Genomic DNA, 22,634 nt, shown 5'->3' with positions numbered 1-22,634 from the left:
TGTTTGTGTACTTGTAACGCACTCTGGCTAAAGATAAAATATGCTTGATTTGTATATAAATTGTGATGGAAAAAAGCTTAGATGTGGATATACTACAGGTTCCTGCGCAGCAGCAGCAGCTAAAGCAGCGGCTGTTATGCTTTATTATGGCAATGAAGTGAAGGAAATCAGAATAGATACACCTAAGGGAATAGAACTTTTATTGGAAATTAAGAAAATAGATAAAGGTGAAAATTATGTGGAATGCTGTATTGTAAAAGATGGTGGGGATGATCCAGATATAACTCATGGACTTGAAATATGGGCAAGAGCAGAGAAAAAGGGCAGTGGCTATACTTTAAAGGGTGGGAAAGGTGTAGGTATTGTTAAAGGTGAAGGTTTATATGTTAAAAAAGGTGAGCCAGCCATAAATCCAGTGCCAAGAAATATGATAGAAAAAGAGGTAAGAGAGGTTTTACCTAAGGATAAAGGAATAGAAATAACTATATTTGTACCAAAGGGAGAAGAAATAGCTAAAAATACCTTTAATCCAAGACTTAATATAGAAGGCGGCATTTCTATACTGGGTACAACGGGAATAGTAGTGCCTATGTCTGAAGAAGCACTAAAGGAATCCATAAAGCTGGAGATAAATCAAAAAGCTGCGTTGGGTTATAAAGAACTAGTTTTAGTTTTTGGAAATATGGGAGAGGATAAAGCCAAAGAGCTGGATATTGACCCTAAAAAAATAGTATCCATGTCTAACTATGTAGGTTTTGCATTAAATAGTTGTGCAGAAAAAAAGATAAAAAAAATTACGGTTATAGGTCACATAGGAAAGCTATGTAAAGTAGCAGCTGGTTGTTTTAACACTCACAGCAGAGTATGTGGTGTAAGACTTGAGGTAATAGCTCTTGAACTGGCACTTATGGGAGAGCGTACAGAAATTGTACAAAAGGTTTATGATCAGAAAACTACTGAAGGGGCAGTTGATTTTTTAGGTAATAATTATGAAGAGATTTATTATAGAATAGGAAACAAGATAAAGCAGAGAATAGAGCAGTTTTCCTATAATCAAATAGAGGCAGAAGTCATTATGTTCTCTATGGGAAGAGGAGTACTTTTTGATAGTAGAGATAATGTCAATAAATAATTGTAAGATATTATGATACCACAAGAATTAATATATGTAAGGAGAATTAATTCATGGAATTCAAAGAAGTAAAAATTGAAATATATGTTCCAGAAGAATATATAATAAAATTAAGAGATGAACTTAATAAAGTTAACGCTTGTAAGATTGGAGATTATGATAATGTTATCTCTATAACAAATGTCAGAGGATACTGGAGACCTTTAGAAGGCTCAAAGCCATTTAATGGTGAAGTGGGTAAAGTGTGTGAAGGTGAAGAATGTAAGATTGAGATAAGATGTAAAAGAGAATATGTTAAGAATGCCATTAGGATTATCAAAGAAATTCATCCTTATGAAGAGCCGTTAATTAATATTATACCAATTATAAATGAATTATTTGAATAGAAAACTTAATACTTTGTAAAAGATTTTTTAGAATTGTGAGGATAAAATATGGTTTACATAGTGGGAATTGGACCTGGCAGCAGAGAATATATGCTGGTTAAGACTATAGAAATTTTAGAAAAGTCAGATATTATTATAGGTTTTAAAAGAGCAATAAAGAGTATAGCTTTTATTAAAGATAAAAATAGAATATTAGTAAAGACTTTAAAGGAAATACTGGATATAATAAATAATAATAAGGATAAGAGTATTTCCATTGTGGCATCTGGAGATCCTTGTTTCTATGGAATTTCAGATTATATAAATAGGAATTACAAAGGTGAATTAATCACAATACCAGGTATAAGCTCTTTTCAATATCTCATGGCAAAACTCAATAAATCCTGGCAGGAAGCCTATCTTGGAAGTCTCCATGGAAGAAAAGAAAACTTAATACAGATGATTAAAGAGAATAAAGTTTCCATATGGCTTACAGATAAAATTAATTCTCCAAAGGAAATTTGTAAAAGATTATTTAATGAGAAGCTTTTAGTTAAGGTATATATAGGAGAAAACTTGTCTTATGATGATGAAAGAATTTTAATTGGAAGGCCGGAGGAATTTATACATAGAGAATTTGATGATTTGGCGGTGGTGGTGATAGAAAATGAAATACATAAAGGATGAAGAATTTATAAGAGGTAAAACCCCTATGACAAAGGAAGAAATACGAATACTCAGTATTTCTAAGCTTAATTTAGAAAAAGACTTTAAGGTGCTGGATGTAGGGGCTGGAACTGGTTCTGTATCTGTGCAGATGAGCAAAATCTGTTATGAGGGACAGATTACAGCTATTGAAAGAGACAAAGAAGCAATAGATCTAATAGAGAAAAATAAAGAGAAATTTAGTGTTCATAATATTAGTATTATAGAAGAAGAAGCTCTTCAGGCAGTAAATAGTATACAAGGAGAATTTGATGCTATATTTATCGGCGGCAGTGGTGGAAATATAGAGGATATAATAACTAGCTATGGAGGAAAGTTAAAACGGGGAAAGAATATGGTGCTAAATTTTATTACCATTGATAATGTATATAGAGCAATGCACACACTTAGGAATCTGGAATATGATACGGATTTAATTCAGGTGGCAGTGAGTAAAGGTAAGGGAAAAAGCTCCATGCTGGTGGCAAACAACTCTATTTTTATAGTAACAGCAGTAAAGAAGCATGGAGAGATATTATGAATAAAAATGAATTTGAAGAATTTCTGCATAAGAAAATACCGATTACAAAAGCAATGGGATTTAGTGTTGTAGAGTTTACGCCAGAGAGAATAAGAATATCTGCAAAGCTAGAACCAAATATAAACCATAAAGGAACAGCATTTGGTGGAAGTATAGATTGTCTGATGGTTGTTTGTGGATGGGCAATGGTGTTCATAAATATTAAAGAAATAGACCCGCATGCTCATATTGTAATTCAAAAAAGCAATATAAATTATTTATTACCTATCAAGGAAGATTTTATTGCAGAATGCAATTTATCAGATGAGGAAAGTAAAAGAAAATTTTTTGAAATGTATACTAAACACAAAAAAGGCAGATTAAATCTTAAAGTATCTTGTTATAACAAAGAAACTTTATTAGCAGAATTCAAAGGACAATATGTGGCGTTTAAATAAAAATATAATAATAAAAAATTATATCAAAAACGTGGTTTTGTATATAGTTAAATGTTACAGTGACTAGTCATGAGATAAAAATAATTTTAAATCGTGATGTTTTTAATAGATAAAATTTAGTAGAAAAACAGGAGGGAAAAATGGCTAAATTATATGGCGTAGGGGTTGGACCTGGAGATAAGGAACTGCTTACCCTTAAAGCAGTTAAAACAATAAAAAATTGCGAAGTAGTAGTAGTTCCAAGTGGTATGTCAGGAGGACGAAGTATAGCCCTGGAAATAGCAGAGGATTACATAAGTAAGGATACAGAAATAATAGTAAAGCATTTTCCGATGGGGGGACAGAAGCAAGAAGAAAAAATATACGAAGCCTTTAAAGCTATAGAAGAAAAGCTTACAGAGGGTAAGGATGTAGCTTTTCTAACTATAGGAGATCCCTTTGTATACAGTACTTACATATATCTTTTAAAATACATAGAAGAAAAAGGTTATGAAACTGAAACGGTGCCTGGAATAACTTCCTTCTGCGCCTGTGCCAGTCTTGCAAAGGAGCCTTTAGTAATTGGCAATGAACCACTTCTGATAGTGCCAGGCGAAAAGGTAAATACTATAAAAGATGAAAAATATGTAGTTATTATGAAGATCTATAAAATGGAGGAAAAAATACTCAATATTTTAGAAGAAAAAGGGTTTACATATGTATACATAAAAAAGGCTGGCAGAGAAGGGCAGGAAGTTTTAAGAAATAGAGATGACATATTAAAAAACAGAGAATATATGTCACTTATTATAGCAAATAGGAAATAGAAAAGGGAGTGAGTGCATGGTTTATTTTATAGGAGCAGGCCCTGGAGATGTAGATCTTATAACAGTAAAGGGAAGAGACACTATAGCTAAGGCTGACATAGTGATTTATGCAGGTTCCTTAGTTAGTAAGGAACATATGAGTTTCTGTAAAAAAGATGTGGAGATTTACAATTCTGCCTCAATGAATTTAGATGAGGTAATTGCAGTTATTAAGAAAGGTAGTTCAGAAGGTAAGATTATAGTTAGATTACATACAGGAGATCCGGCTATATATGGTGCTATAAAGGAGCAAATGGATATACTGGATAGCTTTAATATAAGCTATGAAGTTATTCCGGGAGTGAGCTCTTTTACAGCAGCGGCAGCGGCAATAAAGAGAGAATTTACTCTTCCAAAGGTGAGCCAAACTGTAATTCTCACAAGAATAGAAGGCAGAACGCCAGTACCAAAGGGTGAAGATCTTGAAAAATTAGCAGCTATAGGAGCCTCTATGGCAATTTTTCTATCGGTTAGTATGATTGATAAAGTAGTGGAAAAATTGAAAAAGGGTTATGGCAGAAATGTACCAGTAGCAATAGTGGAAAGAGCTACCTGGGAAGATGAGAGGACTATTATTGGCACTTTAGATGATATTTCTGAGAAGGTAAAAGAAGCAAATATAACTAAATGTGCACAGATACTGGTTGGAGATTTCATAGATTGTGAATATGAAAAGAGTAAGCTTTATGATAAAAGCTTTACTCATATGTTTAGAGAGGGTATAAATGAGGATAGCAGTAATAAGTCTGAATAAAAAAGGAGATATTATAGCTGCTAATATTGCAAAAGTCATTACTGTAGATCTATATTCTAAGACTAAAGTACAAAATTTTAATATTAAGGACATAACTAGAGAACTTATGGAAAAGTACGAAGCGGTAGTCTTTCTATCCTCTACAGGTATTGCAGTAAGGTCTATAGCTCCTTATATAAAAGCAAAAGATGTAGATCCTGCAGTTATAGTTATAGATATACTTGGCAAATATGTTATAAGTCTTCTAAGTGGTCACTTAGGTGGAGCCAATGCTCTCTCTATGAAGCTTGCGGAGATAGTAGGAGCATTACCAGTTATAACTACAGCTACAGATATTTTAAAGATAAAGGCACCAGATATTATTGCAGTGGAGAATAATTTAATAATAGATAATCTAAAGGATGCAAAGGAAATATCTGCTCTATTGGTGGATGGGAGAAAAGTGGCCTTTGTAGATGATAAAAATGAAATTAATTTGCCTAAGGGATATATTAATTTAAAAGACAAACTTGAAAGTTACAGGTTAATGAATTCAGATGATGATAGTGATTGTAGATTACATACAAAAGAGGTAAGCCTAAAAAAAGAAAAAGAACAGATTAATGGAATTGTATATGTAACTGATAAGTCTAAGATACAAGACTTTAGCAAAGCTGAGTACGATAATTTAAAAAAACTAAAACTTATAAGAAGAGATGTTGTGCTTGGAATAGGTTGTAAAAAGAATTACCCAGCAGAAAAGATGATAGAGCAGGTTTGTGAAAAATTAGAAGAACTTAATATAGATAAAAGAGCAGTAAAATATGTAACCACTGTAGAGATAAAAAAGGATGAAAAGGCTATTTTGGAATTAAATAAGGCTTTAAAGGGAGAAATGAAAGTTTTTACTAGAGAGGCTATAATGAAAGTTCAGCACAAATATAAAGGCAGTGATTTTGTGGAGAAGAGTATAGGTATAAGAGCAGTTTGTGAACCTTGTGTAGAACTATGCGGTGGCACACTTTTAACAGAAAAGCTGAGTCTTTCAGGAATGACTCTATGCGTGGGAAGAATTTTATAAATTACATTTACATATTACCATCCATGCTGGCTGCAGCACAGCAAGGGATGAAAATACTGCTGGATAAGTATTTACTAATTAATAGATATTTAGAAATGTATTACTGTTGTATATATTTTTGCTATGGATAAGTTATATTTTTAGAAATTTTGGGATAAAGTAAAAAATCTTGTTGGAAAGGTGAGTATAAATGGGAAAATTGTACGTTGTAGGTATAGGACCTGGAGGTCTTCAGCATATGACAATAAGGGCTAGAGAGGTAATAGAAGAGAGCGAAATTATAGTGGGATACACTAAATATATTGATCTTATAAAACCTTTAATAAAAGACAAAGAAATATTTTCTACAGGAATGATGAAGGAAGAGGAAAGGTGCAGAGAAGCGTTGAGACTTTCGAAGGATAAGGCAGTATCCATCATTAGTACTGGAGATGCAGGAATCTATGGAATGGCAGGGCTTGTTTTAGAAATGAGAAAAGATGAACAGGTAGAAGTAATACCAGGGGTTACAGCTTCCAGTGCAGCAGCTTCTGTTTTAGGAGCACCTATTATGCATGACAGCTGTAATATAAGTCTCAGTGATCTTATGACTCCCTATGAACTCATAAAAAAAAGAGTTGAAATGGCAGCACAAGGAGATTTTGTAATTACACTTTACAATCCTAAAAGCAAAGGAAGACAACATTACCTTAAGGAAAGTATAGAAATAATAAAGAGATACAGGAAGGGCCATACTCCTGTGGCAATAGTTAAAAATGCTCTAAGGGAAGGACAAAAACAGCAATTATTTACTTTGGATTCTTTTGATGATAGTGATGCAGATATGCTTTCTGTTGTTATTATTGGAAACAGCCAAAGCTTTGTAAGAAATGGAATATTCATAACTCCTAGAGGGTATAAGCTATGATAGGCCTTATACTTGGTACTTCAGATGGTAAAAATATACTTTCAAAGCTTAACCTGTATACTGATAATATATTTATTACAACAGCTACTGAGTATGGTGGACAATTGCTTGAAAATTTTAAATTTAAAAAGCTAAATACAAAACCCCTTGTTTTGGATGAACTTATAGATCAGCTAAAGGAAAACCATATAGAAATTTTAGTAGATGCATCCCATCCCTATGCTTTAGTTATTACACAAAATGCTATTGAGGCATGTAAAATACTTGGAATAACTTATGTTAGGTATGAGAGAAAATCTGTTTTAGATAAATTTAAAGGAAATAATAATATAATTCAAGTTAAAGATTATAACGAGCTTAAAGAAGAACTTCTACATATTAATGGAACAATTTTAAATACTACAGGCAGCAATAATATTGATAAGTTTATGACTATGAAATTAAACAACAGAATAATACATAGAGTACTTCCTTCCGTTAAGGTTATGGATAAATGTTTTAAGTTAGGTGTAAAGACAGATGACATAATAGCAATTAAGGGGCCTATAGGCTATGAACTTAACTGTGGCTTTATAAATGAATATGATGTAGCAGCAATGATTCTTAAGGATAGTGGCGTTCAGGGTGGTACAGAGGAAAAGCTGAGAGCTGCTATAGATATGGGGATAAAAGCACTGGTTATTGAAAGACACACAATTAATACTGAAAATAGTTTTAGCAGTGAAGATGAGGTAGTTAATTTTGTAGTGAGTAAATTATCGTTAATGTGAGAAACTGCGAAGTAAATATTATTTGTATAATCTACAGACAAATAGTAATTTGGAGGTGAATTGATATGGATTTGAGATTGGCTAATATTAACGACTTATCGAAACTCAAAGCTGTGTATGGAAACATAATTGATAATATGATAAGAAACAACATGCCGATTTGGGACGAAATCTACCCGTGCGAGTTTTTTAGCGATGATATTGAAAATAATCGCCTTTATTTATTGGTCGAGGAGCATGATGATATAGTTGCAGCGTTTGCATTATGTGAATCAAATGCTGGAGAAAGTTATGTGAAATGGGAAAATGCCCATGACAAGGCATTATATCTTGACCGCTTTGGAGTTAATGTTGATTATTCAAGACGAGGAATTGGCAGTATAATGCTTAAGCATGCTATTACACTCACTAAGCAGAAGAATGCTAAATATTTAAGGCTTTTTGTTGTGGATATAAATAAACCAGCTATAAATGTATATTTAAAAAACGGATTTAAGCAGGTAGATGGAATCTATGAAGAAAGAATCGATGATGACCTTATATTGCGTGAATATGGATTTGAAATAGAAGTATTAAGGTAACACAAATTCCAATTTAGTTGAAAAGATTTAAAACATTTATATACAACACGGAGGTTTTTTATGAAAGAATACATAGTAGATAACCTAAACAATAAGATGAGGTATCATGATTTACCTGGTAAAGATATGCCAATACTATTTATTCATGGCTTAGGCTGTGCTGGTTCATTTGATTATCCTGAAGTAGCAGCACAAACTGATTTAATAAATCACAGACGAATATTAATAGACTTGCTTGGTAGTGGATTTAGTGATAAACCAGACAATTATTTATATACTGTAAAAGAACATGCAAACTATTTGTATAATTTTGTACAAGACCTAAAGCTTGATAAATTTATTATTTTTGCACATAGTTTAGGTGGAGCTGTTGCACTTGAACTTGCTAATAAATGTAGAGAGAATATAGAAACAATTATTCTTAGTGAAGCTAATTTAGATAAAAGTAGTCAAGGTTCATCAAGTTATGAATTTGGAACCTATCAAGAAGAAGATTTTGTAAATGGAATATTTGATGAAATTGTTAATGAAAATTCTAGTGTAAATTCTATGTGGACAGCCACATTATCAGTTTGTTCTTCTACAGCAATTAATAGAATTTCAAAGTCAGCAGTTACTGGCTCAGAGCCATCATGGCGTGAAATATTATATTCATTGCAATGTAAAAGGACATTTATTTTTGGTGAAAAATCTTTACCAGATGATGATAAAATTGAGTTGGAGAGACACATGATAAATATTGAAATTGTAAAATCAGCAGGACATTCTATGGCTTGGGAAAATCCGAAGGGATTAGCAGAAGCAATCAAGAAAGGTATTATTTATGCACGAGGATTATAGACTTTGGAAATAAATTTCAATATTTATAGAGTTGAAGTAGCATAATTTTAGTTTCAGTTAATTCATAATCTTCTAATTATAAGAAAGGAGGTTCTACTTATGGGAATACTTAAATCAATATTTTATTTTGTATTAGCTGGAGTATTTGAAATAGGCGGAGGATATCTTATATGGATGTGGCTTAGGGATGGTAAAAGCATATGGTACGGCTTAGCAGGAGCTTTAAGTTTAATTATTTATGGAGTAGTACCAACATTACAACCAACCAGTTCCAGTTTTGGACGGGTATATGCAGCCTATGGAGGAATATTTATTGTTCTTTCAATTTTATGGGGATGGAAGATAGACAAGGTTATTCCAGATAGATTTGATTTAATTGGAGGATTTATTGCACTTATAGGTGTTTTAATAATAATGTATTATCCAAGAGGGTAAGGTAGCAATTTAATAAGTGAATTTCAACTAAGGAAGCTCTCATTTCTAAATATATTATAGATAGCAATATGTTATTAAGCAATTTTAAAATTATATTTACATTGATTGTATGTAATTCATGTAAAAATAGTCATGACAATAGATTTAGTACATTGTATACTAAATATAAGTGAAAGAAGGTATTAGACATGAAAACAAGAAAACTAGTTATAATGGCATTGTTCATTGCTGTAAGCTTTTTAGGTGCCAACATAAAAATAATGGGGACCATAGCTTTTGACTCCATGGCAGGCTTCTTAGGCTGTTTAATCTTAGGCCCAGTTTATGGTGCTGTTATAGGAGCCCTAGGACATTTTTTAACTGCTGCAACTAGTGGTTTTCCATATACATTGCCTGTACATATGTTAATTATGGTAGATATGGCTCTTACTATGTTTTTTTTCGGAATAATATATAATAAACTTTCTAAAGTGAATAAGTATTTGGGAATAATTGCAGCAGTCATTATAGGAATAATAATAAATGGACCTATATCTGTACTTATGATAGTACCAATTATGGGATGGGGAATGATATCAATGATTCCTATTCTTTGTCTGGCAGCATTTTTAAATATATTAATAGCCTATTTAATATATAAATTTTTACCGGAGAATATAAAAGCATGGAAGTAAGAAAGATTAGAGATTTAAGTTTAATTTCTATAGATGAAGAGCGTATTATGGTCATAGCTTGTGATAGCTGCGGTGGCATAGGAGTGAAGGAGGGAGATACTCTCAAGGTTCCTACTATTTATGTAGCTAGGTTTACTGTAAGAGTAGCCATTATGGAGGTTATATGTTCTGGTGCTGAAATTATTACTATTACCAATGCAGTTTGTAATGAAATGAAGGATACCGGTATAGAGGTTATAAAGGGAATAAAGGAAGAATTAAGGCTGGCTGGAATAGATGATATAGCCCTTACAGGAAGTACTGAGGAGAACTTTAAAACTATTTCTACGGGAATTGGAATAACAGCTATAGGTATGGTCAGCAAAGATAAGCTTAAAGTTAATTCTGTTAAAGAAGAAGCTATTATAGTGAGTATAGGTATTCCTAAGGTAGGAGATGAAATTGATCTTGTTAAAGATGCTGAAATTGTAGATTATGTTACCCTCTATAAGCTTCAGCAATCAGAATATGTCTACGAAATAGTACCTGTAGGTTCCAAGGGTATTGCCTATGAGGCAGAAATGCTGGCAAAGAATAACGGATTTAAAGTGAAATTTAACACAGGGCTTTTAGTTGATATACATAAGTCAGGAGGACCTTCTACCTGTGTTATTGCTGCTGTAAATTCAAAGAAGATTGGCGAAATAATAAAAAATTTTAATAATGTAAACATAATAGCTTATCTAGTAAAAAACTAAATTTATTTTTCAGTATACGGAAAAAGTAAATTCGTTTCAATAATACATAAGCTGGAGTTTTATTTATATAGGAGAAACCAATGGAAGCTACTGCATACTACCCAGGAAGTGTAGGAGAAATAGTACAAGGTAATATGAGAGGTTTAGATGTGTTAGCATCTTGTCCTATTAATCTTTACACTAAAGTAAGGATTTCTGAAGATAGCTGCCTATACAGGCGGCAGGGTAATTATAAGACAAATAAATTTATGATTAATATATTGAAAGCATGGGGATATGAAGAATTTAGTAAAACACTAAAGATAAATATAAATTCGCATATTCCTATAGGAAAGGGTTTTGCCAGCAGTACGGCAGATTTATGTGCCCTTTATAATGCATTGCTTAAACTCTTTAATAGAAAATTTAATCAGGAAGAGCTTATAAGAGAATGCCTGAAAATAGAACCTACAGACAGCATTATATTCAAAAAAATGACTTTATTTGATTATAAAAGAGGAACTTTTAAGAAAATCATAGGAAATTATATGGAGTTTTATGTATTGATTTTTGAGGGCAGAAGTAAAATTAATACAATTGAATTTAATAAAAAAGCTCTACCACCTCATGGTGATATCTCAGATTTAATTCCGATTTTAATTGAAGGAGTTAGAGAAAGAAATTTAGAAAAATTAGCTTTTTGTTCTACAGAAAGCATAATTAGAAATCAACATAGACTTAAATATGATTTTTTAGATGAAATTTTACACATAATGAAGTATATTGGTGGCATTGGAATATTAGGAGCTCACAGTGGAAACTGCTTAGGTATAATACTGGATGATTTAGAAAAGCTCAATTACTACATAAATCCAAATGATAGAAATGAATTAAAAGAGTATAGTACATATTTAGTTAGAACTATAGGTGATATTAATAGAACTCTACAACCATTATCTTAAAGTAGGGTTCTACTCTGTTTATGAAAAATATACATATATAAATAGTTCAATGAACTACTTGACCAATTTAAGTTCATATAAGAATTAGTTTAATAACATTCTTATATAGATTTTCTTCTCTGAATAAACATATCTAAAATCAGCAAAAATGCAGAGAGAATTAATACTATGTTTATTAAATTACTTCCAGCCTTAAATATTATTGCTGCGATAGAAAGCAATAAAAAAAGACTGCCTATCCAACGTAAAAATTTCATTTGTATCCTCCACCTCCATGTAAGTTATAAATTTCATTTAGGCATCTTCAAAAAATAACTAAGTCAGTATGCTAGCCTATTTTGAATCTCACTGCGTCAACAGAACCTTCTGATAGCCTAACTATCATCAGAACCTGTTTCCTTGTTGGATTCAAAATATTCGTCGCATCTTTGACTTCTTATTTATTTTCAGATGCCTTATTTTTTAATTAATCCAATATTAATTATATTTTATCCAAAATAATGATTAATATTCGTAGCATCTATATATTAAGTTTGATGATTGTATGGATACATTTGCAATACAGCATATTTTATTTATAATTAAAGAAATTAATAAATATTGAAACATATTTTAGAATACTAAATATGTTAAGAACTTATTGACTTATTATGTATAATCTAAACAGATATTTGGAGGGGTAAAAATGGAATTAAAACAAGCTAGAAGAAGGATAAGTACTATTGATATGGTACAAATAGCTCTAATGGCGGCAATAGTGTATGTTGCCACAGCAATGATTAATGTGCCAGTAGGCCTTGGATACAAAGGGGTAGTGCACTTAGGAGATAGTATGGTATTTCTAGCAGCAGTACTGCTTGGAAAGAAAAAGGCAGCTTTAGCTGCAGCTATAGGAATGAGTTTATTTGATTTACTATCACCCTATTCTATATGGGCACCATATACTTTTGTTATAAAAGGAGTAATGGGTTATATTGCAGCAGTTATAGCCTATAGGAGCAGTTATAAAGGTGAAAATGTAATTAACAATATATTCGGTTTTATTATTGCAGGAATTTGGATGATAGGGGCTTACTACCTTGCAGGAGTATTTATAGAACATTTTTATACTAATGTGCCATTAAATCAAGCACTCATTATTGAATCGACTCATGTACCTGGAAATATAGCACAGGTTGTAGTTGGAATACTCATAGCAGTACCTATAAGTGAATTGTTAATAAAAAATAATATTAAAAGAATCATAAAATAAAAGAGAGGTAAATCCTCTCTTTTATTATTATTACTCTCTGTGGAAATTATTTCTGTTAGCTTTTCTTGCTCTTCTACATTCAGGGCATCTAACTGGGTCATTTTCAAATCCTTTTTCTTTGTAGAATGCTTGTTCACCTTCAGTGAATACAAATTCCTTTCCACAGTCTTTACATACGATAGTCTTATCAGCCATTATAAAAAAACCTCCTTGAAAATATCATAGGAATAATGTATCTTGATAATTAACCTTCTCCTATGATAAAAGAGGAGTTGAAATCACCTTGATAATTAACCTACTGAATTATGAGTAGTTTACTCTATGGATTATTATATCATATAGATTGGAAAATTCAACATTATTAACTTATTTAATTTAGGCACATTCAAATAAATAACTAGTCAGTATGCTAGCCTATTTTTCACCTGACTAACTTGGCGTAAGTCCCCCACTTTTTCAAGAGGGAGTACAACGCCAAGTAAGCCATGCATTTGCAGTTCTAAAATTCAGATGGGGTAAAAGAATCCCCACCTGAATTAAGAACTTGCTTCAATCCTACTGCGTCAACAGAACCCTCAGATAGCTCACTATCTTCGGAACCTGTTTCCTTGTATGATTCAAAATATCCGTCGCATCTTTGACTTACTATTTATTTTCATATGCCTTAAGCAACAAAAAATAAATATATCATTTATTTTTTTTAGATTTTGAAATATAATTACTATAGGACAACAGATATGATATAAAAGGGAAAGTGTAAATTTATGAATGAAAAAGATGATATTCAATCACAATTTTTAAAGCTTAAAGAGGAATTTGAAACTTATCAGAACTTTGCAGAAAGTACTATTCAAATGATGAATGAAAAAAATACACAACTAGAGAAGAAACTAGACTCACTTACTAACATTGTAGAGGTAAGTAAATATATTAATTCTAATGTAAGTGCGGACAATCTTATTACTATGATTAATGATATGATTATTGGTATATTGGGAGTTATATATTCATCTATTTGTCTTATAGATAAAGCTACAAATCATTTAATAGTGAAAGCTACAAATGTTAAGACATGTAAGCTTGACTTTGAAAATGATGAATTCTTTAAAAGTCTTAATAATGGGCAGCCCTTTGTGCTTAATTGCAAGGATTCTATATTTCTGGGATGTAATTGTAAAGCAGATATCCACTCGGTAATAGGTGTACCGGTATATCTTAGAGATGAGTTTAGGGGATATATAATAGTAGAACATACGCTTTTTAATTTTTTTAGTCATGATCACATAACATTTATATCTGCCATTGCAAATCAAATAGCCATAGCTCTTGAAAATAATTTCCTATATAATCAGGTTAAAGAGAGTTCCATTAGAGATCCGCTTATGGGAATATATAATAGAAGGTATTTTTTTGAGTTTTTAGAAAAAAAACTATTGGAAAAGCGGAAAAAGGAATTTGCAATTGTAATGATGGATATAGATAATTTTAAGAGATTTAACGATTCTTATGGACATCAATTTGGGGATAAAGTACTTATAGCTGTAGTTGATATATTAAAAGAGTGTATGGAAGACGGGGATTGTTTGGCGCGATATGGTGGAGAAGAGATAGTTATATATATAAGCAAAGCTGATAATCATGGAGAGGTTTTTAATAGAATAGAGGAAATAAGAAAAAGAATTTGTGAAAATATTGTGGAGTATGACGGAAATAAGAAATCTATATCGGCCAGCTTTGGTATAAGTTATTATCCACAAAATGGATATACAGTGCAAAAAGTATTAAGTGTAGCAGATGCAATGCTTTATGAAGCTAAAGATTCAGGAAGAAATAAAGTTGTTACTGCCTAATTCTAATTGCCATGTACAGAGTTATTTTGTGTAGATATAATTTTTAATATTTATGTCATTATCGTAGGATTACAATAGTACTGGGAAAAATAAAACTTAACAAAGGATATTAGAATAGCTTAAAAATTAATTCAGCTATACCAATAATCAACTCCAAGAGTATCAGTATAATAACCATTATTTCTAGTTTAGTACCTCTTTTTTCATGAGAAAGAGAAGAAAATACAGAGGTTATATCTTTTAATACTTCAGTTTTATGAGATATCTTTTTATATCTATCCTGTATTTCAAAGAGCTCAGATATTTCAGAAAAGAAATTTTCTATATCCTCATTATCCCAGGCAGATTTGGGCTTATCAAGTAGCATAAGATAGGATAGAGTATCATATTTAAATCTTAAAATTTTAGCTGAGGTCTTAGAAATTTCAGTATCTGACATATTGAATTTACCCTTATCCAGATAATCTATGACATCTTCTATATTATCTAAAAGCTTATCTATATTCATTTCAATTTTATGTAGGGATGTGGATTTCGAAAGTACCAGAGATATTATATCAAGATAGTAGGGCCTGAATTCATTTGAGGTCATAAGATCATTATATAGTGCATATTCATAATCGGAAGATACTTCTAGATTGTATTCATCTATATACTCACTGGGATTATTATTTCTTAGAGTCTCATCCACTTCCTTCAAATATTTTATAACATCTTGAATTTCATGATATTCCATGTTGATAAATACCAAGGAGCCATAATGATAAATATATACAGTTTTGTTTTCTGGAACTTTAAGAATTCCATTTAGCCTGTTATCTGTGAGAACTAAAGGATCTCCCCATTTGAATTTCTTATTTATTCCAAAATGGCCTGCTATGGTGTTTAAATTTATTTCGCTGCTTAGTACAAGAGATTTAAAACTCCAACCCTGCATGAATAAAATCTTCCTTTCAAGTAAATTATTATAATAAGGCATATGAAAAAAATAGTAAGTGAAAGATGCTAGCATACTGACTAAGTATTTTTTTCAATATGCCTAAATTCTATCACAAAAATAAGTTTATATACAGTATATTATTGATAATTATCAAATTTACATATATACTAGTAAAATAGGTGAAAATTTTAGCTTTATGGAGTGATTTAATTGTCAAGTGTAGTAGATACTTTAATAGAACGTGGATTTATAAAACAGTTTACACATGAAGAAGAGATAAAAGAACTTCTTGAAAAGGAAAAAATAACTTTTTACATAGGTATTGATCCAACAGCTGACAGCTTACATATTGGTCATTTTTTAGCTCTTATGCTTATGTCTCATATGCAAAAGGCAGGACACAGACCAATAGTGCTTATGGGTGGAGGAACAGCCATGATTGGCGATCCATCAGGTAAGACAGATATGAGAAAAATGCTTACAAGGGAAGATATTGATCATAATGTAGAATGTATAAAAGCCCAGGTAAGCAGGTTTATTGATTTTAGTGATGATAAAGCAATTTTAGCAAATAATGCAGACTGGCTTATGGACTTAAATTATATAAGCTTTTTAAGAGAAGTGGGAGTACATTTTTCCGTAAACAGAATGCTTACAGCAGAATGCTATAAGCAGAGATTAGAAAAAGGTCTTACATTTTTAGAATTTAACTATATGCTTATGCAGGGTTATGACTTTTTACAGCTGAATAAAAAATACAACTGTGTAATGGAACTTGGTGGAGATGATCAGTGGTCCAATATGATTTCAGGCGTAGAGCTTATCAGAAGAAAAGAAGGGAAACCAGCCTATGCCATGACAGCTACACTGCTTACTAATAGTGAGGGTAAGAAAATGGGAAAAACTGAAAGTGGTGCTGTATGGCTTGATCCTGAAAAGACTACACCTTATGATTTCTATCAATATTGGAGAAATGTAGCTGATTCTGACGTAGAAAAATGTCTTTCTCTTTTAACCTTTGTTCCTATGGATGAGGTAAAAAGACTTGCAGCTTTAAAAGACGCAGCAATAAATGAGGCAAAAAAGATACTTGCCTTTGAAGTTACGAAGCTTGTTCATGGAGAAGATGAGGCTAAAAAAGCTGAAAAAGCAGCAGAAGCACTTTTCTCAGGTGGAAATGATATGAGTAATGTTCCAACAGTAGCCATAGCTAAAGAGATGCTTGGAGGATCACTTCTGGATGCATTGGCATATACAAAGATAATACCTTCAAAATCAGAAGGAAGAAGACTTATACAGCAGGGTGGTATTGTAGTAAATGATACTAAAGTTACCGATGTAAATGCAGTGATTAGTGAAGATGATTTTAAGGATGGCAGCATTCTTCTAAAAAGAGGAAAGAAGAAATTTTACAAGATAGTAGTGGAATAAAAATAAAGAAGAAATTAAAAGACAAAAAGACTTTGAATCTGATTCAAAGATGTTTATCATATGTGCCATCAAATAAAAATACAGCTTCAGATAAGTATCATCTGAGGCTGTATTTTTTATTGTAATTAAATATAATCTAATAAGTGAAAAAATACAATAAATTAACGATAATATATAATAAGATAAAACTATTAAATTACAAATTATTATAATATGAAGTATATATAATAAGATAAAATATTGTAAAAGGTTTATTGAAGGAATGGTAAATAACTGGTCAGTATACTGGCCTATCTTTGAATCTTTATTTTAACAAACCTAATTATAGATTAAGAAAGGGGGTACTGTAATGGCTGGAATATCAAATATTAATAATCTTGTTCAGTATAATGCTGGAAAAGCTGTTCGTAAACTCAGCTTCGAAATCGGTGAAGTTTTTTCTGCTAAAATATTGGATGAAAATACTGATGAAGGTGAGGTTACATTAAAATTAAATAATGGCTGGAAATTTAGTGCAAGACTCACTAAAGATATAAATTATGATTCTAATATCTTTAACAAATTTATAGTAGAGGGTTATGAAGATGGTAAAATAAAGCTTAAAATACTTCCCAATAACTTAGAAAATAATAGGCCTTTAATTGACCCACAGCAGAACATATTAAAAGACTATATAGCAAATACATATAGTAAGGAAAACTACAATATACTAAAATCTTTATTGGATCATAATATACCACTTACTAAGGAAAATATTTCAAATGTAAAATCACTTATAAAATTTAAAGATGATATAATTGAAAGTCCTGATAAAGAAAATGAATTTATAAGCCAGTACATGGCAAGAAATAATATAGATGTGAATAGTGATAGAGGTAGAGAAGTAAAAAAATTACTGGAAAGTTTTTTTAAAGAGTTAAAAGGTCTTAGCTTAGATGAACTTACTACTTTTATTGAAAATGGAATAGAAATTAGTGGAGAAAATATAAAAAGTTTTAATAAAATTTTTAAACAGGATGCAGCTATATATAAATCTTTAGAGGGCATAGATAATAAAATAAATCAGCTTGATGTGTCAGAGGAACAAAAAGATGCAATAAAACAACAAATTCCAGACAAGGCATCTAATAAAATCTTAGATAATGAATTTTCTAGCAAAGAAATAGATAATAAATTAATTGCAGATGAAAAAAATAATTTAAATAAATCAATAGAAAATAATTTAAGCGATAAATTAAATGCTAGTTTAAATAATGGTTTAAGCAGGAAAGTTATCAATGAAATAAATTCAAAGATTAATTTTATGAAGGATACTCTTAAAGAGTTAATTAGTAAGGGAAACTTAAATAGAGAAAGTTTGGAAAAAATATCAAATATTTTAGGAAATAATATAAATGATATAAAATTATTCAATGATATATCTGAAGGATATTATTATTTGGACATACCATTGAATTTCAAGAATAATGATTATAATTTTAAGTTTATTGTTAAGGATGATAGAAAAAGTGGGAAAAAAATAGACTCAAAAAATGTAAAGCTCATAGCTTCTATTAAAACTGTAAATATGGGTGTAATAGATACTTTTATAACTGTAAATAATAAGATTTTAAACGTAGATATGAAATCAGAAGAAAGATGGATTAAACTCTTGAAAGTAGCTCAAGATAATCTATTGAATAAGATAGCAGATATGGGGTATACAGTAAATTTAAAGGTAAGACCAAAAGAAAGTGAGGTTGATATAGTAAGTTGCAGAAATTTTTTTAATACTGAGTATAATAATAATTTAGATAGAAGAGTGTAGTGCTTACTTAGATTTTAATTATTAATTTAAGAAGATGTCGAACTACAACTGGAAAAATTTACAACCCAGGGGCGTAAATTTTTCCAGTTATTAGTTTGTATTTTCTCACAATGATGAATTTAGGAGGAATACAAAATGTCTTATGAAAGGAAAAAAGCAGCGGCTCTGAAATATGATAAAGGCTATGAAGCACCAATGGTTACGGCAGCAGGAGTTGGATTATTGGCAGATAAGATTATAGAAAAAGCTGATGAAAATAAAGTTCCTATAGTGTATAATAAGGAGTTAGCAGATTTATTACTAAATGTTGACATAGGTGATAGCATACCTGCAGAATTATATGAGATAGTTGCAGAGATAATAAGCTATGTTATGGATGTAGATAGTAATTTAAATCAGCAAACTGAAAAAACACCGGATAAGGATAGTTAATAACTAATCCTATTAATGTGGAGAAGTATTTATTTAATTTGAATACATGCTAATAGACAAGGGGGGAATTTAATGGCTTTATACGCTATATCAGACCTTCATTTAGCTTTAAGTGGAGACAAACCAATGAATATATTTGGGGATAATTGGTATAAGCATGATGAAAAAATAAAAAATAATTGGTTATCTACTATTACGGAAAAAGATACAGTACTGGTTGCAGGAGATATATCCTGGTCTATGCACATGGAAGAGGGAATAAAAGATCTGGAATGGATTCATAAGCTGCCGGGCACCAAAATATTTGTAAAGGGAAATCATGACTACTTTTGGACTTCTATAACTAAGTTAAATAGACTTTATGAAGATATGAAATTTATACAAAATAACTTTTATACATACGGAGACTATGCTATTTGTGGAACAAGGGGCTGGAATAATCCCAAATTTGAAAGCTTTACAGAGCATGATGAAAAAATATATAAAAGAGAAATTATAAGATTAAAATTATCCTTAGATGCTGCTGTTAAAAGTGGATACAATAAAATAATAGTAATGCTTCATTTTCCACCTTTTTCTGAGAAAGAAGAGGATAATGCTATGACTGCTTTATTAGAAGAATATAAAGTAGAAAAAATAATTTATGGCCATTTACATGGAAGTTCACTTCAAAGAATAAAGTCAGTGATTAAAAAAAATAACTTGGAGTATATAATAACTTCCTGTGATTATATAAATTTTGCCCCAATAAAAATTTTAACATGATTTTCATTGAGGCTGAATTATATATGTACTAAAAAATGAAATAAGTAGTATTATTTTATTTGGAAAAATTATTTATTTTTAAGACTGTGTTTTTAAGATCATTTACTGTAGTATTAATTGTTTCCAAAAGCTGAGACTGATTTTCAACATAAGATGTAATTCCATTGGATATATCTGAATTCTGTTTTCTAAGGGAAGATATATTTTCAAAGGTTTCCTTTATAGAATTTTCCTTTTCCTTTACTTCTACTAATGAATCTATGCTTACTTTTATCTCACCTAAAGTATCGTCAATAGAATTTTTTATTCCAGAAAGAGATCCTTTAGTGGTTTTAATAGTTTCGTTTTGTAAGCTAATAGCACTATTAGCAGTGGACATAGTTGAGGAAGTATTCAATATATCATTTTTAATTTCTTCAAGTATTTTAGTACTGTTCTCCACTGCAGATTTAGTGCTTTCAGCTAATTTTCTTATTTCATCAGCAACTACGCCAAAGCCTCTACCAGCTTCTCCAGCTCTTGCAGCCTCTATAGCAGCATTAAGGGCAAGAAGATTGGTTTGACTTGCAATTTGACTTATGGTATCTGTTATAATATTAACTGATTCTATTTTTGAAACCATATCATTAACTATTGATGAAGAACCTTTAAAGGCAGATTCAAGATCGCTAAGGGATGAATCCAGATTTTTAATTTGATTTAGACTATTTTCTGTGAGGCTACTGGAATCAGCTATTTTTTTGTTTACATCCTCAATATTGGAACCTATTGAATTTGTATATTCAGTGTATTCTTCAAGTAAGCTTATAGATTTTTCAAAATTTTCTTCTTGTTCATTAATAGATGAGGCCATTTCAGTTAAAGAAGAATCAATTGTAGAAGTTGTATTTGAAATAGCTAAAGAATTGGAAGTTATTCTTTCTATAGCGGAGTCTATTTCTTTAGAAATTTCATTTATAAAGCTTTTGTATGATTCTAACTTGTTTATATTATTTTCGGCTGTATTAGAAATGGAAGTTTTATTTTTCTTAAAAAGTGACATATGAATCCTCCTCTTTATAATGTTTCACAGTTTATTTCTCGTATATCATTGTTAAAACTGTAGAGAAATATATTTTAAATTAGAAAAACTTTGAGAAAAATCCTTTCTTCTTAGGTCTTTTAATTTCTATGTTTTTATTAATGGTGGAGTCAGAAGAATTTATATCTTTTTTAGTAAGAATTATTAAATCTTTCTGATCCCTTGCCATAGATTTAAGTTTTTGATTTATACCCTGACTTGTTATAACATTACCAAACCAAAGTAAGGCTTCCTCAAAATTATCTAGGCGTCTATTTAACTCACCTATTAAATACATCATAGTAAATTTATCCATATTATATATGGGAAAGTTTTCATTAATATATGAATCCTTAAAACCTATAAGAGCATTTTTTATAAATAAATTTTCAGCTTCGTTTTGTGAAAGTATTCTGTACATCCATGCTATTTTTAAGCAGTTCATGGCCTTTTTACTTGAAGAAGAATCCATTACAGTATAATTTAAAAGAGAAAGTTTATATCTTTCTATAGCTATATTCACATCATAAATCTCAGGATAGTTTTTACTATGCCATTTTGTGCTTATATTTTTCTTGATAATATCCTTCTGAGATTCTTTTATTGTATTAAAATCAGTTTTCATAGAGGTATAGCCACAAGAATTACATATCCAAACATCATAGAAGTAAGGATTGATAATACTGTAATTTATGAAAAAATCGCTGTCTTTCTTTAATATTCTGTAAGATGATGTTTTAATAGATCTTGCTTTAAAAACATTTCCACATACAGGACAAGTGATAGTTTTATCATATAGAAGGGAGGTGGAAGGAATTTTATTATTTAATTCAAATTTTTTTGGTTCTTCTTTTGTTTTATATATTTTCAAATTGTCAATGTTTTCAAAACCTAAATCATCTAAACCTGAAAAAATACTATTGCTATCAGCCATAAAAATCACCTCGTAATCTATAAAGTAGCTAATTTTTATTATATCAAAAAAGCCAATAAGTGACATGAATTTTATGAAATTAAATTCAATATTTTTTTATTGATTATGGATTTTAAATAAGTTAAAGTTTTACAAACAACATATGTAAATATTTATATTAATATATATTATGTGTAATATTTTGTTTGAAAATAATTAAATTTATTAATAACGATTTGCTGAATTTAAATAGAGAGTTCTAAATATTTAAATAAAATCAATATTAATTGGTACAATTTTTTTTAACTAATTGAAAAATATAACATATAATATTATAATGATTTACTGTGGATAAAGTTTTATAAATTAATAGTGCTTAATTGAACTATATATTACCCACTTTAATAGAAAAGCAGAGAACCAAAATCTTAGATTTTGTGTGAATCGCTTTCACAGAGTG

Annotated in this window: 27 protein-coding genes; 22 read left to right on the top strand and 5 right to left on the bottom strand. The window is 30.4% G+C overall.

All coding sequences use genetic code 11. The features are described from left to right. Nucleotides 1–40 precede the first annotated feature (40 nt). The 16 genes from cbiD (at nt 41) to ABF633_RS10090 (ending at nt 11,724) form a co-directional block, all read left to right on the top strand. Nucleotides 41–1,132 carry a cobalt-precorrin-5B (C(1))-methyltransferase CbiD gene (gene cbiD / locus ABF633_RS10165; RefSeq protein WP_415523586.1) on the top strand — a complete coding sequence of 364 codons (1,092 nt, stop codon included), beginning with the start codon at nt 41–43 and terminating at the stop codon, nt 1,130–1,132. A 53-nt stretch (nt 1,133–1,185) separates the two neighbouring features. Then, nucleotides 1,186–1,518 (top strand): divalent cation tolerance protein CutA, encoded by a 333-nt coding sequence (gene cutA / locus ABF633_RS10160; protein WP_415523585.1) that lies wholly within the window; start codon nt 1,186–1,188, stop codon nt 1,516–1,518. A gap of 48 nt (nt 1,519–1,566) precedes the next feature. Beyond that, nucleotides 1,567–2,184: a precorrin-6y C5,15-methyltransferase (decarboxylating) subunit CbiE gene (cbiE, locus tag ABF633_RS10155; RefSeq protein WP_415523584.1), complete on the top strand. Its 618-nt coding sequence runs from the start codon at nt 1,567–1,569 to the stop codon at nt 2,182–2,184. Beyond that, entirely contained in the window at nt 2,165–2,743 is a 579-nt protein-coding gene (gene cbiT, locus ABF633_RS10150; protein ID WP_415523583.1) for a precorrin-6Y C5,15-methyltransferase (decarboxylating) subunit CbiT, read from the top strand. Before cbiE ends, cbiT begins: the two co-directional genes overlap by 20 nt. After that, nucleotides 2,740–3,180, top strand: a complete 441-nt coding sequence (locus tag ABF633_RS10145; protein WP_415523582.1) for a YiiD C-terminal domain-containing protein — start codon at nt 2,740–2,742, stop codon at nt 3,178–3,180. The genes cbiT and ABF633_RS10145 overlap by 4 nt, the downstream gene beginning before the upstream one ends. A 140-nt stretch (nt 3,181–3,320) precedes the next feature. Further along, a complete protein-coding gene (locus ABF633_RS10140) occupies nt 3,321–3,986 on the top strand; it encodes a cobalt-factor II C(20)-methyltransferase (protein ID WP_415523581.1) in 666 nt (221 codons plus the stop codon). A 16-nt stretch (nt 3,987–4,002) separates the two neighbouring features. Continuing rightward, the gene (cobM, locus tag ABF633_RS10135; protein ID WP_415523580.1) at nt 4,003–4,779 is read left to right on the top strand and encodes a precorrin-4 C(11)-methyltransferase; all 777 of its coding nucleotides are present in this window, start codon (nt 4,003–4,005) and stop codon (nt 4,777–4,779) included. Continuing rightward, a complete protein-coding gene (cbiG, locus tag ABF633_RS10130) occupies nt 4,751–5,839 on the top strand; it encodes a cobalt-precorrin 5A hydrolase (protein ID WP_415523579.1) in 1,089 nt (362 codons plus the stop codon). The genes cobM and cbiG overlap by 29 nt, the downstream gene beginning before the upstream one ends. Before the next feature lie 190 nt (nt 5,840–6,029). Further along, nucleotides 6,030–6,746 (top strand): precorrin-3B C(17)-methyltransferase, encoded by a 717-nt coding sequence (gene cobJ / locus ABF633_RS10125; RefSeq protein ID WP_415523577.1) that lies wholly within the window; start codon nt 6,030–6,032, stop codon nt 6,744–6,746. Further along, nucleotides 6,743–7,516 (top strand): cobalt-precorrin-6A reductase, encoded by a 774-nt coding sequence (locus ABF633_RS10120; RefSeq protein WP_415523576.1) that lies wholly within the window; start codon nt 6,743–6,745, stop codon nt 7,514–7,516. The genes cobJ and ABF633_RS10120 overlap by 4 nt, the downstream gene beginning before the upstream one ends. Before the next feature lie 65 nt (nt 7,517–7,581). Next, complete coding sequence (locus ABF633_RS10115; RefSeq protein WP_415523575.1) at nt 7,582–8,097, top strand: GNAT family N-acetyltransferase; 516 nt, start codon at nt 7,582–7,584, stop codon at nt 8,095–8,097. Nucleotides 8,098–8,157: 60 nt separating this feature from the next. After that, nucleotides 8,158–8,937 (top strand): alpha/beta fold hydrolase, encoded by a 780-nt coding sequence (locus tag ABF633_RS10110; protein ID WP_415523574.1) that lies wholly within the window; start codon nt 8,158–8,160, stop codon nt 8,935–8,937. A gap of 99 nt (nt 8,938–9,036) precedes the next feature. After that, entirely contained in the window at nt 9,037–9,372 is a 336-nt protein-coding gene (locus ABF633_RS10105; protein ID WP_415523573.1) for a YnfA family protein, read from the top strand. A 188-nt stretch (nt 9,373–9,560) separates the two neighbouring features. Beyond that, on the top strand, nt 9,561–10,046 hold the full coding sequence (locus ABF633_RS10100) for an ECF transporter S component (RefSeq protein WP_415523572.1): 486 nt from the start codon (nt 9,561–9,563) through the stop codon (nt 10,044–10,046). Then, entirely contained in the window at nt 10,037–10,783 is a 747-nt protein-coding gene (locus tag ABF633_RS10095; protein ID WP_415523571.1) for an alpha-ribazole-5-phosphate synthase, read from the top strand. Before ABF633_RS10100 ends, ABF633_RS10095 begins: the two co-directional genes overlap by 10 nt. 80 nt (nt 10,784–10,863) lie before the next feature. Then, nucleotides 10,864–11,724, top strand: coding sequence for a kinase (locus ABF633_RS10090; protein WP_415523569.1), 861 nt, complete (start codon nt 10,864–10,866; stop codon nt 11,722–11,724). Between the two features lie 101 nt (nt 11,725–11,825). Here ABF633_RS10090 and ABF633_RS10085 read toward each other — a convergent pair whose 3' ends face one another. Then, nucleotides 11,826–11,981 (bottom strand): hypothetical protein, encoded by a 156-nt coding sequence (locus ABF633_RS10085; protein ID WP_415523568.1) that lies wholly within the window; start codon nt 11,979–11,981, stop codon nt 11,826–11,828. A 428-nt stretch (nt 11,982–12,409) separates the two neighbouring features. On the opposite strand from ABF633_RS10085, the gene ABF633_RS10080 reads away from it, so the two are divergent. After that, the gene (locus ABF633_RS10080; RefSeq protein ID WP_415523567.1) at nt 12,410–12,976 is read left to right on the top strand and encodes an ECF transporter S component; all 567 of its coding nucleotides are present in this window, start codon (nt 12,410–12,412) and stop codon (nt 12,974–12,976) included. 30 nt (nt 12,977–13,006) lie between these two features. On the opposite strand, the gene ABF633_RS10075 is transcribed toward ABF633_RS10080, so the two are convergent. Then, nucleotides 13,007–13,171, bottom strand: a complete 165-nt coding sequence (locus ABF633_RS10075; RefSeq protein ID WP_415523566.1) for a zinc-ribbon domain-containing protein — start codon at nt 13,169–13,171, stop codon at nt 13,007–13,009. 569 nt (nt 13,172–13,740) lie between these two features. Between ABF633_RS10075 and ABF633_RS10070 the strand changes: the two genes are divergently transcribed. Then, complete coding sequence (locus tag ABF633_RS10070) at nt 13,741–14,826, top strand: diguanylate cyclase domain-containing protein (protein WP_415523564.1); 1,086 nt, start codon at nt 13,741–13,743, stop codon at nt 14,824–14,826. Nucleotides 14,827–14,935: 109 nt separating this feature from the next. Here the strand turns inward: ABF633_RS10070 and ABF633_RS10065 are convergent, their stop codons facing one another. Continuing rightward, entirely contained in the window at nt 14,936–15,763 is an 828-nt protein-coding gene (locus ABF633_RS10065) for an RMD1 family protein (RefSeq protein ID WP_415523563.1), read from the bottom strand. Between the two features lie 213 nt (nt 15,764–15,976). On the opposite strand from ABF633_RS10065, the gene tyrS reads away from it, so the two are divergent. The 4 genes from tyrS (at nt 15,977) to ABF633_RS10045 (ending at nt 20,201) form a co-directional block, all read left to right on the top strand. Next, nucleotides 15,977–17,197 (top strand): tyrosine--tRNA ligase, encoded by a 1,221-nt coding sequence (tyrS, locus tag ABF633_RS10060; RefSeq protein ID WP_415523562.1) that lies wholly within the window; start codon nt 15,977–15,979, stop codon nt 17,195–17,197. Between the two features lie 349 nt (nt 17,198–17,546). Then, the gene (locus ABF633_RS10055; protein WP_415523561.1) at nt 17,547–19,004 is read left to right on the top strand and encodes a hypothetical protein; all 1,458 of its coding nucleotides are present in this window, start codon (nt 17,547–17,549) and stop codon (nt 19,002–19,004) included. A gap of 135 nt (nt 19,005–19,139) precedes the next feature. Then, nucleotides 19,140–19,436 (top strand): EscU/YscU/HrcU family type III secretion system export apparatus switch protein, encoded by a 297-nt coding sequence (locus tag ABF633_RS10050; protein WP_415523560.1) that lies wholly within the window; start codon nt 19,140–19,142, stop codon nt 19,434–19,436. A gap of 72 nt (nt 19,437–19,508) precedes the next feature. Further along, the gene (locus ABF633_RS10045; RefSeq protein WP_415523559.1) at nt 19,509–20,201 is read left to right on the top strand and encodes a metallophosphoesterase; all 693 of its coding nucleotides are present in this window, start codon (nt 19,509–19,511) and stop codon (nt 20,199–20,201) included. A 55-nt stretch (nt 20,202–20,256) separates the two neighbouring features. Here ABF633_RS10045 and ABF633_RS10040 read toward each other — a convergent pair whose 3' ends face one another. Continuing rightward, the gene (locus ABF633_RS10040) at nt 20,257–21,243 is read right to left on the bottom strand and encodes a methyl-accepting chemotaxis protein (RefSeq protein ID WP_415523558.1); all 987 of its coding nucleotides are present in this window, start codon (nt 21,241–21,243) and stop codon (nt 20,257–20,259) included. 79 nt (nt 21,244–21,322) lie between these two features. Beyond that, on the bottom strand, nt 21,323–22,195 hold the full coding sequence (locus tag ABF633_RS10035) for a DUF2225 domain-containing protein (protein WP_415523557.1): 873 nt from the start codon (nt 22,193–22,195) through the stop codon (nt 21,323–21,325). Nucleotides 22,196–22,634: the final 439 nt, after the last annotated feature.

The organism is Clostridium sp. (genome assembly GCF_047718555.1).
Classification (GTDB): domain Bacteria; phylum Bacillota; class Clostridia; order Clostridiales; family Clostridiaceae; genus Clostridium_I.
The sequence above is the reverse complement of the archived record's forward strand: the minus strand, read 5'-3'. Positions and strand labels throughout refer to the sequence as shown.